The organism is Pseudoalteromonas sp. S4492, from assembly GCF_005886115.1.
GTDB lineage: Bacteria > Pseudomonadota > Gammaproteobacteria > Enterobacterales > Alteromonadaceae > Pseudoalteromonas > Pseudoalteromonas gelatinilytica.
In genome coordinates, this window is the sequence record NZ_PNCP01000044.1 from 15,344 (window position 1) to 28,223 (window position 12,880).

Consider the following 12,880-nt stretch of genomic DNA (forward strand, 5'->3'; position numbering starts at 1 on the left):
AATCGAGGAAAATAGCCATTTTGTTGCAAAATGGCGAATTGGCATTAGCTATCCAATACTGAAAGGTCAATTAGGTGCTCTTTCATAAACGCTTTCATTTCATCTTCACTGGTATCAAGCTGCACACCGAGCATAAAACCACCCGCTCTTTTGCGTACGCTGCATACTGTGCCATTAAACTCTCGTTTGCTCAGTGTGATTTGGCCACTTTGCCCTTTCAAAGCGCTTAAATCCTCATTGCTATTAATATCAAACTGAACCCCTGTGAGTGAAATATCTTTAATTAGCCCAGCCAGTTTTTGCTCTGCAATCACTAAATTTGCCGGGAATAACGTAGGAATACGCGCTTCACTACGCAAACTAAACAGCTGTACTTGCTGAGGAAAGTCGAGAAATATTAAGCGATGCGGATGCGATGCCAAGGCGTTTATTTGCTGACGAAAAGCAATCACTTGCCCACCGCCCGCTTCAAGTACAGCCCGTATAACAACCATCACCCCATCTTTGATGAAATCACTGCCATTCGCTAAACGCTTTGTGGATGGATAATTGATTATGATGTACTGATCATTCATCAATCCTATGAATTCTGTTTTTACGCGTTTACTGTCGGTTGGTGTGGTAATTTCAACATCCACCAAGCTACCTGCAGGGATACAGGTGAGCTTCTCAAGATTACGTTGTTTTTGAGTTTTTGGCACAGTAATGCCTCCACTTCTAGATAATCACCTTGCTATGGTTAGCCTCGCCAGAAGGTTGGCGTAAACAACACTAATAAGGTGAATATTTCTAAACGACCAAATACCATCGCAATAGTAAGTAGCCATTTTGCCGTATCAGAAATCGCCCCGTAATGAGCAGCGACTTCACCTAAACCTGGACCTAAATTATTTAAACATGCTGCCGTTGCCGAGAATGCACTGATGTTATCCATACCGGTGCCCATCAGCGCCAACATGATAATGACAAACACCAAAGCATACGCCGAGAAGAAGCCCCAAACGGCTTCTACAACTTTATCTGGGAGTGCTTTTCGGCCTAATTTAATTGAGTAAATAGCCCTCGGGTGCACAAGACGATTAAGCTCACGAATACCTTGCAAGTAAAGTAAGAACACCCGTACAACCTTCATACCACCACCGGTAGAGCCGGCACAGCCGCCAATAAAGCTTGAAAAAATAAGTAAAATAGGTAGGAACAGTGGCCATGCTGAGAAGTTGTCAGTCGCAAAGCCCGCAGTGGTACTCATTGATACCGCTTGGAACATAGCTTGGTCGAGAGTCTCATCACCATCGGCATATATATTATTTGAAGACAGTACAGTAAAACAAACAATGACCAATGCTAATTGAATCAATAAAAACACTTTAAATTCAGGGTCGCGTAAATAAACACGAAGACTGCGCGACGATACCGCAGCATAGTGAAGCGAAAAGTTAATAGCAGCAATTAATAAGAACACGACACAGATAAAGTTAATTAATGGGCTATCAAACTGCCCCATTGATGCGTCGTAAGTAGAAAAGCCACCAATCGCAATTGTTGAGAATGAATGACAGATTGCATCAAACCAATCCATCCCTGCAGCCCAGTACGCAAGCGTACAAGCTATCGTAAGTGATACATAGATATACCAAAGGTGCTTTGCGGTATCGGCAATACGCGGCGTCATTTTCGAGTCTTTAACCGGACCAGGCGTTTCTGCACGGTATAGCTGCATACCACCGACCCCTAGCATGGGCAGTACCGCGACCGCGAGTACGATGATCCCCATACCGCCTAACCATTGCAATTGCTGGCGATAAAAAAGCACTGATTTAGGTAGATATTCTATGCCCGTAAGTACGGTAGCCCCTGTCGTTGTAAGCCCTGAAAAGGCCTCAAATACGGAGTCAGCTAAGGAAAGATTAGGCTCTTGTAAGAACACTAAAGGCACCGCAGCGAAGGTGCCTAGTACCAGCCAGAACAAGACCACAATCAAGAAGCCTTCTCGGGCTTTAAGGTCACCATGCTCATGACGGTTTGGATAATAAGCCGCTAAACCAATCACAACACTAAAGATAAAAGCGAGAACGAATGGCACACCACCACCGTCTTTGTAGATCAAAGACACCAGCGCCGGAGGCACCATAGTGATACTAAATAACGCCACCAGCTGGCCGAGAATTTTTATTATGGTACGAAATTGCATCTAGGCGTATCGCTTTCTTATTAATTGTTTAGCTAATACAGTTTATTGTCTTACAGGCTTAATTGTAAGTAAACGGAATGTATTATTTTTACATTTCAAACTTTTCTGACTTTTAGGCTCACTGCACCGTGAGTCAATTCATGAACATCATGAATAGCTTGCTCGGCTTGTCGACTATCGATCTCAATTTTCCAGGCAATATTCTCTGCAAACTGTTTATCGATATTAAGCACTTGATACTGGCTTTTTAATAATTGTTCAATTGCACCCTGTGCGCTGTAATCACTTTGACCTACCAGTTCAACACTCGGTACCTTGGTAATGGTTTTAAGCTCACGCATGGCATTATTTAAACTACCGCCGTAAGCCCGCACAAGCCCACCAGTGCCGAGTTTAATACCGCCAAAATAACGAGTTACCACCGCTGTTATTTCACCAATACCAGAGCCTGTTAATACATTAAGCATGGGTTTACCTGCTGTGCCATTGGGTTCACCATCATCAGAAAAACCATACACATGACTACCACCAGGGTTTCCTGCAACATGAGCCCAGCAATTATGACGAGCATCACTGTATTTCTCTTGGATTTCTTTGATAAAGGCTTTCGCCGAGGTTAGATCTGGCGTGTGGGCAATATGCACAATAAACGTGCTTTTTTTAATTTCTTCTTGGTAAAAAACCGGTTCAGCCGGGTATTGGTATTCAGACATAATTGCTTATCTAAAAAAATGGGGCCTATTGGCCCCGATATTCACTAACCTTCACCATTAATCTAAGTGTAGATCACGGGTCATGTTTTCTAGGCTATCTTCATGAACGATGATGTTATCTTCAATACGGATACCGCCAAATGGCTTAAGCGCTTCAACCTTTTCCCAGTTAATGAACTGTTTGTTGTCTGTTTGCGCAAGGTCGCCTAATAACGAGTCGATGAAGTATAAACCAGGTTCAATAGTAAATACTTGGTTCTTTTCGATTAAACGCGTACAGCGAAGGAACGGATGGCCTTCAGGTGGCGCCTGATGAGTACCTTTATCATCAGCCATAAAACCACCCATATCATGAACTTGTAAACCTAAGTGATGGCCAAGACCATGCGGGAAGAAGGTTGAACTAATACCACGTTCAACAATTTCAGCGGCTGGTAATTTCACAATATTAAAGTCGCTAAGCACTTGCGCTACACGTTGGTGGCAATCTAAATGTAATTCACCATATAACAAGCCAGGCTTTAATGCTTTTCCTAAAGCAATTTGATGCTCAGTCATGACCTTAATTAGATCGCTAAATTCGCCCGACTTTTTGAAGTCATAAGTACGTGTAATATCAGCAGCATAGCCGTTAAAGTTTGCACCAGCATCAATCAAGAAAGAGCGATGTGTTTGCGGCGCTTTTGGCTCAAAATGAGTGTAGTGTAAAATTGCACAGTTTTCATTGAGCGCAACGATATTGCCGTAAGGCATCTCGTTTTCGCTTTGACGGGTAGCCATAAGATAAGCTTGTTGAATATCAAACTCTGAGCCACCAGCAAAAAATGTGTCACGTGCTGCTTTATGGCCCTCTACCGCAATACGGTTTGCTTGGCGTAAACATTCAAGCTCATACTGTGTTTTATAAGCACGGTGAAAATGCAAGTAGTTCATAACAGGTTCTGGGTTCATAATGCTAAAGCCCAGCGCTTGCGCTACTTCTAAATACTCACCAATGTAGGCGTAATTTGCTTTGTCATAAGGAAGTAATTTTTCGACCTGATCTGGCTGTACTAATAATTCAATATCAAAATACTCAGCCCAAAAATCACGCGGCTCATCAGGCACTTTATGCCAAAAATCCACTGGACGATAAAAAATAAGCTTAGGTTTAGATACACCATCAACCACAATCCAACAATGAGGGTTGTCGATCACTGGTAACCACGCTTTAAATTGCGGATTCACTTTAAACGGATAATACATGTCATCTAAAAACTGACGCTTAGCCTGACCTGAGTGAATTACTAACCCTTCTAAACCTTCGCGCTCTGTAATTGTGCGAGTACGTTGTTGCAAGGTTGCAATATGTTCGGCGTATAACACCGCTAATTTATCCATAGTAAACCCATCTTTAGTAAATTTAACTTGTTAGCAGTCTATCATAGTCCTGTACCATCCCCCAACTGAGGGGATAGTGCATACAATGAAGCTTAACCACCCATCGACATATCAAGAATTGGCGCTAGAACATTGCCGTCGCGACCGAGTCGAGTATGGTATACCTGTCTGTAAGCAAACACGTTTTTAACGTAGTTACGTGTTTCTGTGAAAGGAATTAATTCGATCCACAGCTCGGCAGGCATTGGCTGTTCAGGTAACCAGCGTTTAATACGATGATAACCTGCATTATATGAGGCTGTAGCCAGGATCTCATTGCCATGATTTTTCTTTTTCAAATACTGTAGATACTCGGTACCAAGTCGAATATTAGTACGTGGCTGATACAGCTGCTTACGTGTTACCGTACTCTTATTCATATATTTGGCTGTGCTTGGTAGTAGCTGCATTAAACCATGCGCATTAGCATGAGAGCGAGCATCAGGTGCAAAAGAACTTTCTCTACGCGAAATAGCGATGCTCCATGCAACATCAATATGGCTGCGACTACTATACGTGGCAAACACATCTTTAAACGCAAATGGGAAGCGTAAGTCGACATAATCCCACTCTTTTATCTGCGCTAAGGTGTAGATAGTGCTGTCGTACCAATCAAGATCAGCCGCTAAAATTGAGGCTGCGAGCTTTTCCTCTTTAGTTGAGGTGTCTGTTAGGTAATTCCATTCACGGCGCGCTGAGGTAAAACGCTCAAGTTCATATAAAGCACGAGCACGTTTAAAGCCTGGAGCATTGGCTACTTCTAACTTTAATTGATTGCTAATGCTGATATCTTTATTGTTTAAACTAACCGGAATACCTAATCGTGCTGAAGCTAAAAAGCCATAATAATCACGCTCTTTTGCCACTGTTTGCCAAATAGCACGCGCGCGCTCTACTTCACCGCGCTGGTTTAAGCTATACGCTAACCAATATTGCTGACCAAGGCTGAGATTTTCTTTACCAGTAAAAAACGCCACAATGCCTGACCAATCTTGTCTTTCAAGCATATTTGCTAACTGCCACTGCATTAGCTTGCTCGTTTGACGGTCTTTAGGCACTTTATTCAGCCAAAAACGCGCTTGTTGATGACCATTAGATGCAAGCGACAACGCAAAACTATAATAAACATCTGCTTTTTGCTCGTCTGTGTAATTAAACATGGTTTCGAGCTTTTCCCATGCACGTAATGCAAGGTCATTATCTCGCCACACTAAACGCTTCACACCATAAAGGGCAATTTGCCCCTCTTTAGCCGACTTTTTCTTATAACGATAAAGCCCGGCTGCTGCACTTGGGTCTTTGCGAACTGTTAAATATAAGTCAGCTAAATATTGCTCGCTTTGAGGCAATAACGTTTTTAAATAAGGAATTAAGCTTGATGTGCCGCCCTCTGCCGCTAAGCTAATACGTTGCCAAATACGATCTTGCGTTTGGTAACCCTTCTTCTTCCAGAGTGAAAACAACTTATCGCACTCTTTAGGTTGTGATTTTCCTACCACCCACAAATCACTAACTTGGTTCATGATGGCTTTTTCAGGTGCCCCTAAATCTAATTGAAAACTTAAATAAGGACAGGTCAATTCGTTGTTGCTCGTTTCGCGATAGTTACGAATATAAGCCGCTTTCTTGTTGTACTTTTTCAAGTATTCAAGCCAGGCTTTACGCACCGGCCACTCAAGCGGTGTATTTTGATAAATATTGAGAAAGTTTTCGATCTCTGTTTGGTGATTTAAGCTTGGATTACGTTGCCAAAACGCCTTTTCGACATAAGGCTTTAACGGGTGATCGAGCCCGTTAATTGCATTTTTCATGTCTTGATAATCACCGTAACGCGCCTTTTTTTCTGCTTTTAAAAAAGCGTCATGTTTATCGTTGGCTTCAGCTGCAAAAAAAGGAAAAATTAATGCGGCAGCTGTCCAACCAAAGAGTTGTTTTTTCATGATGACCTTTAACAAAAATTAAAGAATTAATAACAAAAAACTTCTCCTACACCTTAGCACCAAACCAGCTATATTTTAACCAATCGCGATAAAGCGCAGTAAATTTTTCGTTGCATTTTCATTTTAAAGCAAGCACACTGATTGAAATGCAAACTCATCGTACCAGTCTTAGTTAATTAACTAGGGAGAATAATAATGTTATATAAAAGCGATTCATTTGAAGTTGCTTTCATCAAGGACAACATCGCCGAGTTTAAGTTCTGTGCCGACGGTTCAGTAAACAAACTTTCGCAGCAAACCTTGCAAGATTGCGCTTTAGCATTAAAAGAATTGGCAACAAACTCAGATATCAAAGGCATGGTGTTCACCAGCGATAAAGATCATTTCATTATCGGCGCCGACATTTTCGAATTTTTACCTACATTCACTAAACCTCAAGAAGAACTTGTTGCATGGATCAAAAATGCAACTGACGTTTTTGACGCTATTGAAGATTTACCTTTCCCAACGTTAAGTGCTGTAAACGGCATGGCGCTTGGTGGTGGATGTGAGTGGGCACTTGCTACCGATTATCGCGTTGGTAGTACTGATGCTAAAATTGGCCTACCTGAAGTTAAATTAGGCATTATGCCTGGTTTTGGTGGCACTGTTCGCCTTCCGCGCCTGATTGGCGCTGATAATGCGATGACGTGGATCACCACTGGCAAAGAAAACCGTGCTGCGGATGCCTTAAAAGTAGGTGCATTTGACGCGGTAGTTAGTGCTGACAAACTTTTAGAGTCAAGCATATCAACACTTGAACAAGCAATTGCTGGCAAGCTAGATTGGCAAGCAAAACGACAAGTAAAATTACAGCCACTGAAAATGAACCGTGTTGAGCAAGGCATGAGCTTTGCGATGGCGGAAGGTATGGTAATGGGTCAGACAAAAGGTCATTACCCAGCACCCGTTATGGCAGTAAGAACAATTAAAGCAGCTGCAAATTGTGAACGCGCTGAAGCAATGGCGATTGAAAACGCTAACTTTGCTAAATTAGCAGCAACAAGCGAAGCAGCAGCACAAACAGGTATTTTCTTAGCTGACCAATACATTAAAGGTAAAGCGAAGAAGCAAGCTAAGCACAGTGAACTTGAAATTAAACAAGCCGCTGTATTAGGTGCAGGTATTATGGGCGGCGGTATTGCTTATCAGTCTGCTTATAAAGGCACACCTATTATCATGAAAGACATCAACCAAGATGCACTTGATTTAGGTATGGGCGAAGCTTCTAAGCTACTTGGTAAAAAAGTACAACGTGGCCATATGGCGATGGAAAAGATGGTTGCTACATTAGGCAAGATCAAACCGACGCTTAACGATGCAGACTTACAAAGTGCTGATATTGTTGTTGAAGCCGTGGTTGAAAACCCTAAAGTGAAGCAAGCCGTTCTTGCAGGTCTTGAAAAAGACTTACCAGCGGGCACTATCCTAACTTCAAATACCTCAACAATTCGTATTGACGAGTTAGCATCTGCACTTGAAAAACCAGAAAACTTCTGTGGTATGCACTTTTTTAATCCAGTGCCAAAAATGCCATTAGTAGAAATCATTCGCGGTGAAAAAACATCAGAAGCAACAATTAATGCGGTTGTTGATTACGCTTTAAAACTTGGTAAATCACCAATCGTTGTAAACGACTGCCCTGGTTTCTTTGTAAACCGCGTATTATTCCCTTACTTTGCAGGCTTCAGCAAACTTGTTGTTGAAGGTGCTGACTTCGCGAAAGTTGATAAAGTAATGGAAAATGTATTTGGTTGGCCTATGGGCCCTGCCTACCTTCTTGATGTTGTAGGTATCGATACGGCTTACCACTGTACTGGCGTAATGGCCGATGGTTTCCCTGAGCGTATGGCTCGTCAAGATAAAGACCCTGTTACTGTATTTGCAAACGAAAAACGTTTTGGTCAGAAAAATGGTTCTGGTTTCTACCAATATGCACCAGACCGCCGTGGTCGCCTTAAAAAGGCACAAGATGCTACAGCAACTGAGTTACTAAGTGCCATCACTGATGCGCCTAAAGATTTTGATAAACAAGAAATCATTGACCGTTGTATGATCCCTATGATCAACGAAGTACTACTTTGTTTACAAGAAGGTATCGTGGCGTCTCCACAAGAAGCTGACATGGCGCTAATTTACGGCATTGGTTTCCCTCCATTTAGAGGCGGTGCATTCCGTTACTTAGATCAAACTGGTTTAGCGAACTTTGTTGCAACAGCAGACAAGTACGCTCACTTAGGTGCGATTTACCAAGTATCTGATGAAACTCGCAAGTGGGCCGAAGAAGGCCGTGTATTCTATAAGGTGGAAGGATAAGAAACATGAATAATCCAGTAATCGTAGATTGTATCCGCACACCAATGGGTCGTTCTAAGAACGGCGTATTCAAAAACAAGCGTGCGGAAGATTTAAGTGCTCACTTAATGAAAGGTTTGTTAGACCGTAACCCAGCCGTTGATCCAGCATCAATTGATGATATTTACTGGGGCTGTGTACAACAGACTTTAGAGCAAGGTTTTAACATTGCTCGTAACGCAGCACTACTCGCCGGTATTCCGCATTCAGTGCCAGCAGTAACGGTTAACCGTTTATGTGGCTCATCAATGCAGGCATTACACGATGCAGCACGCGCTATTATGACTGGCGCTGGTGATACCTATATCATTGGTGGTGTTGAGCACATGGGTCACGTACCTATGACTCACGGTAATGATTTTCACCCTGGTTTATCAACGTCTGTAGCACAAGCTGCCGGCGTAATGGGTTTAACTGCAGAGTACCTTGCAACGCTGCACGGCATTAGCCGCCAGCAACAAGACGAGTTTGCTTACCGTTCACATCAACGTGCACACGCGGCAACTGTTGAAGGTCGTTTCCGTCGTGAAATCCTGCCAATGGAAGGTCATGATGCAGATGGTTCTTTAATCTTAGTTGAAGACGATGAAGTAATCCGTCCAGAAACAACTGTAGAAGGTTTATCGCAACTACGCCCTGTATTCAATCCAGCATCAGGTAGCGTAACGGCAGGTACTTCTTCTGCACTTTCTGACGGCGCGTCAGCAATGCTTGTAATGAGCGAAGAAAAAGCAAAAGAACTTGGTTTACCAATTCGTGCGCGTATTAAATCAATGGCTGTTGCAGGTTGCGATCCATCAATCATGGGTTACGGCCCTGTTCCTGCATCGCAAAAAGCACTTCAACAAGCAGGTATCACTATTGACGATATCGATGTTGCAGAGCTTAACGAAGCATTCGCAGCACAATCTCTACCAGTATTAAAAGACCTAGGTCTGATGGACGTGGTAGATGAGAAAGTTAACCTAAATGGTGGTGCAATTGCACTTGGTCACCCACTTGGTTGTTCTGGTTCACGTATTAGCACAACGCTTGTTCACCTAATGGAAGACAAGAACGCTAAATACGGTCTAGCAACTATGTGTATTGGTTTAGGCCAAGGTATTGCAACTGTATTTGAGCGAGTAGAATAACGAGCTCACGCCAAACATCTTGGTGATAAAAAGGCGCACTGAATTGCTCAGTGCGCCTTTTTTATTTGCTTTGCTTTCACTTATTGAAACTGGCGGCAATAGAAAGTTAAAATAGCCGCTTATTAATTGTCTCTTTCATCCAAAAGGTCAGCCATGAGTTTTGATAATCCCGATCACCAATTAGATGCACTTGGCCTACGTTGTCCAGAGCCTGTCATGATGGTGCGTGGTGCAGTACGTAAAATGAAAGATGGTGAAACCTTACTTATCATCGCCGATGACCCATCAACCACCCGTGATATCCCAAGCTTTTGTACCTTTATGGATCACACTCTCGTGGCCAAAGATGTAGAACAAGCACCGTATCGATACTTGGTGAAGAAAGGGTTATAACAACGAGTTTCGAGTTTCGAGTTTCGAGTTTCGAGTTAATCAATTAAAATTAAAAGTGAGCATTTTTCAATATTAAACGCTCACTCGATCGGCTTAAAGCTGACAGCTTAAAGCTATTTCTTCGTTACTGTCACTTTTGGTTGATTACTATTGCGGTAATCAAAGCTCACTACATACACACCTTTTGCAGCGGGTTTAAAGCTGAAATAATTGTAGATGGTATTACAGTCGGCATTGGCGGCTTGGCCTAGAACTAATGATTGCCCTGCTGGGTCCATATCACTGTAACCACAGTTATAGCCTTCGCTAAAATCAGCATCTGCTACTTTGAATTCATAAACCTTACCAGGCGTTGAAAACTTAACCTCGGTTTGGAATATACCCGGTGCAACTTGCTCTAATTGATACTGAGGTTCGGCATCCCACAAAGTAAAGTCACCACGTAAATACATAGTACGGTCGAGGTCTTTGCTTGGCAGAATATCGTCAATGCTTGGCATTTGCATTTGGCTAGAACAGGCAGTTAATAAGCCTGCTAATGCTAAAGTAATTACACGTTTCATTACTGTTCCTTATGCTACAAAAAAGCCAGCACAGAGCTGGCTTTTATCAATTGGCTACTGCTTACTTCTGAAGTACAGAAATATCAGCAATATCTAAAAACAGACGGCTTAGCTGGCTTAATAATGCTAAACGGTTTTGTTTAACCGCTTCATCATCTGCCATTACCATGACGTTATCAAAGAAGTTATCAACACTCTCACGGATACCCGCAAGTTGTGATAATGCTTCTTGGTAATCGCCATTTGCATATAAAGGTGCAAGCTCAGTTGCGAACTTAGCAACGTGTGACGCTAATACTTTTTCTGCTTCATCGCTTAATAGGCTCTCATTCACATCACCTTGTGTTGTGATGTCATTTTTAGCCAAGATATTGCTTACACGTTTATTTGCTGCTGCAAGCGCTTCTGCTGCGTCTAATGTACGGAAGTGACTTACCGCTTTAACACGACGGTCGAAATCAACTGGTTTAGTTGGACGACGTGCTAACACAGCTTGGATCACATCAACTTCGATACCTTCATCTTGGTACCATGCGCGGAAACGACCTAGCATAAACTCAAACACATCTGTTGATACGTTTAAGTTAGTTAGCTTTTCACCGAATAAAGTTTGTGACTTAGCAACAAGATCTAAGATATCTAGCGGTAATGATTTTTCAACCATGATGCGTAATGCACCAATTGCTGCACGGCGAAGTGCAAATGGGTCTTTGTCACCTTTTGGCGCTTGACCAATACCAAAAATACCCACCAGCGTATCAAACTTATCAGCAATTGCTACAGCACAGCTGATCACATTTGTTGGTAAGTTATCGCCCGCAAAGCGTGGCATATATTGTTCGTTTTGCGCAAGTGCTACTTCTTCAGCTTCACCGTCGTGACGAGCGTAATGCATACCCATTACACCTTGTACGTCGGTAAACTCCATGACCATTTCGGTCATTAAATCTGTTTTGCTTAACAAGCCAGCTCGCTTAGCCAACTCGGCATCCGCACCTAATTGCTCAGCAATGTAACCTGCAAGTTCACTAATACGCTCAGATTTATCTTTCAGCGTACCAAGTTGCTTTTGGAATAAAACGGTATCTAGCGACTCTAAACGGCTCTCTAGCGTTTTCTTCTTATCGGTTTCGTAGAAGAACTGCGCATCAGCTAAACGAGGACGAACAACTTTTTCGTTACCGGCAATGACCACGCTTGGATCTTTACTTTCGATATTAGAAACAAATAGGAACTTGTTAAGTAAGTTGCCATCTTGGTCTAATAGCGGGAAGTACTTTTGGTCGTCCTTCATGGTATAAATAAGTGCTTCTGAAGGAACAGCTAAGAATGCTTCTTCAAAAGTGGCAGTTAGTGTAACAGGCCATTCAACTAGAGATGTTACTTCTTCTAGTAAGTCTTCATCCATCGCTACTTTTGCATTTACAGCGCTAGCAGCAGCTTCAATCTGTTCGCGAATTTGTGCTTTACGCGCTGCAAAGTCAGCAATAACATAAGCTGATTTAAGCACCTCAAACACATCATCAGCATGGTTGATTGTTACTTTTTCTGGATGATGGAAACGGTGACCTTGTAATTGGTTGCCAACTTGCTTACCAAGGATTTCGCCTTCGATCAGCGTGCTACCAAATAAAATAGTCGCTGTGTGCACAGGGCGAATAAATTGTGTTTTACTCGCACCCCAACGCATTGGTTTTGGGATAGGTAATTTAGCAAGTGCCTTGTTTACCGCATCGCTCATAAGTGCAGTTGTTGATTGACCTTCTACTTGTGCTTTATGTAATAACCAAGCACCTTTATCTGTTTCAATCGTTTCTGCATCGCTTACATCGATACCACAACCACGTGCCCAACCCATTGCTGCTTTAGTTGGATTACCATCGGCATCAAATGCAGCTGCTACAGCAGGACCGCGCTTTTCTACTACCTTGTCACTTTGCTTTGCTTCAAGCGCAGTCACACGTAAACCTAAACGGCGTGGAGACGCGTACCAGTTAACACCTTGATGTGCTAGTTCTAAGCTTGCAAGTTCTGCTGTTAAGTTCTCAGCAAATGACTCAGCAAGTTTACGAAGTGCTTTCGGTGGCAACTCTTCTGTGCCAATTTCTACTAATAAATTTTCTGCTGACATGCT

At 42.6% G+C, this 12,880-nt stretch carries 10 protein-coding genes; 3 read left to right on the plus strand and 7 right to left on the minus strand.

Going from position 1 to position 12,880, the window contains the following annotated elements; all coding sequences use genetic code 11:
* Nucleotides 1-44: 44 nt before the first annotated feature.
* The 5 genes from CWC28_RS15020 to CWC28_RS15040 all read right to left on the minus strand — a co-directional run bounded on the left by CWC28_RS15020 (nt 45) and on the right by CWC28_RS15040 (nt 6,263).
* On the minus strand, nt 45-701 hold the full coding sequence (locus tag CWC28_RS15020) for a flagellar brake domain-containing protein (RefSeq protein ID WP_063701460.1): 657 nt from the start codon (nt 699-701) through the stop codon (nt 45-47).
* Between the two features lie 38 nt (nt 702-739).
* On the minus strand, nt 740-2,191 hold the full coding sequence (locus tag CWC28_RS15025) for a TrkH family potassium uptake protein (RefSeq protein WP_063701458.1): 1,452 nt from the start codon (nt 2,189-2,191) through the stop codon (nt 740-742).
* A gap of 95 nt (nt 2,192-2,286) precedes the next feature.
* On the minus strand, nt 2,287-2,904 hold the full coding sequence (locus tag CWC28_RS15030) for a YigZ family protein (protein ID WP_063701456.1): 618 nt from the start codon (nt 2,902-2,904) through the stop codon (nt 2,287-2,289).
* Nucleotides 2,905-2,961: 57 nt separating this feature from the next.
* On the minus strand, nt 2,962-4,284 hold the full coding sequence (gene pepQ, locus CWC28_RS15035; protein WP_063701454.1) for a Xaa-Pro dipeptidase: 1,323 nt from the start codon (nt 4,282-4,284) through the stop codon (nt 2,962-2,964).
* Nucleotides 4,285-4,376: 92 nt separating this feature from the next.
* Nucleotides 4,377-6,263 (minus strand): transglycosylase SLT domain-containing protein, encoded by a 1,887-nt coding sequence (locus tag CWC28_RS15040; RefSeq protein ID WP_063701452.1) that lies wholly within the window; start codon nt 6,261-6,263, stop codon nt 4,377-4,379.
* Between the two features lie 195 nt (nt 6,264-6,458).
* Here CWC28_RS15040 and fadB point away from each other — a divergent pair, with 195 nt between their 5' ends.
* The 3 genes from fadB to tusA all read left to right on the plus strand — a co-directional run bounded on the left by fadB (nt 6,459) and on the right by tusA (nt 10,183).
* Complete coding sequence (gene fadB, locus CWC28_RS15045; RefSeq protein ID WP_063701450.1) at nt 6,459-8,618, plus strand: fatty acid oxidation complex subunit alpha FadB; 2,160 nt, start codon at nt 6,459-6,461, stop codon at nt 8,616-8,618.
* Between the two features lie 5 nt (nt 8,619-8,623).
* Entirely contained in the window at nt 8,624-9,790 is a 1,167-nt protein-coding gene (gene fadA / locus CWC28_RS15050; RefSeq protein ID WP_063701448.1) for an acetyl-CoA C-acyltransferase FadA, read from the plus strand.
* A gap of 153 nt (nt 9,791-9,943) precedes the next feature.
* Nucleotides 9,944-10,183: a sulfurtransferase TusA gene (gene tusA, locus CWC28_RS15055; RefSeq protein WP_054554785.1), complete on the plus strand. Its 240-nt coding sequence runs from the start codon at nt 9,944-9,946 to the stop codon at nt 10,181-10,183.
* Between the two features lie 113 nt (nt 10,184-10,296).
* Here the strand turns inward: tusA and CWC28_RS15060 are convergent, their stop codons facing one another.
* On the minus strand, nt 10,297-10,746 hold the full coding sequence (locus CWC28_RS15060; RefSeq protein WP_063701446.1) for an early set domain-containing protein: 450 nt from the start codon (nt 10,744-10,746) through the stop codon (nt 10,297-10,299).
* Nucleotides 10,747-10,807: 61 nt separating this feature from the next.
* Complete coding sequence (gene glyS / locus CWC28_RS15065; protein WP_063701444.1) at nt 10,808-12,877, minus strand: glycine--tRNA ligase subunit beta; 2,070 nt, start codon at nt 12,875-12,877, stop codon at nt 10,808-10,810.
* Between the last annotated feature and the right edge of the window lie 3 nt (nt 12,878-12,880).

What these genes read in the sequence shown, in the direction of transcription:
- CWC28_RS15025 (WP_063701458.1), bottom strand. Translation starts at nt 2,191, where the DNA reads ATGCAATTTCGTACCATAATAAAAATTCTCGGCCAGCTGGTGGCGTTA.
- CWC28_RS15030 (WP_063701456.1), bottom strand. Translation starts at nt 2,904, where the DNA reads ATGTCTGAATACCAATACCCGGCTGAACCGGTTTTTTACCAAGAAGAA.
- pepQ (WP_063701454.1), bottom strand. Translation starts at nt 4,284, where the DNA reads ATGGATAAATTAGCGGTGTTATACGCCGAACATATTGCAACCTTGCAA.
- CWC28_RS15040 (WP_063701452.1), bottom strand. Translation starts at nt 6,263, where the DNA reads ATGAAAAAACAACTCTTTGGTTGGACAGCTGCCGCATTAATTTTTCCT.
- fadB (WP_063701450.1), top strand. Translation starts at nt 6,459, where the DNA reads ATGTTATATAAAAGCGATTCATTTGAAGTTGCTTTCATCAAGGACAAC.
- fadA (WP_063701448.1), top strand. Translation starts at nt 8,624, where the DNA reads ATGAATAATCCAGTAATCGTAGATTGTATCCGCACACCAATGGGTCGT.
- tusA (WP_054554785.1), top strand. Translation starts at nt 9,944, where the DNA reads ATGAGTTTTGATAATCCCGATCACCAATTAGATGCACTTGGCCTACGT.
- CWC28_RS15060 (WP_063701446.1), bottom strand. Translation starts at nt 10,746, where the DNA reads ATGAAACGTGTAATTACTTTAGCATTAGCAGGCTTATTAACTGCCTGT.
- glyS (WP_063701444.1), bottom strand. Translation starts at nt 12,877, where the DNA reads ATGTCAGCAGAAAATTTATTAGTAGAAATTGGCACAGAAGAGTTGCCA.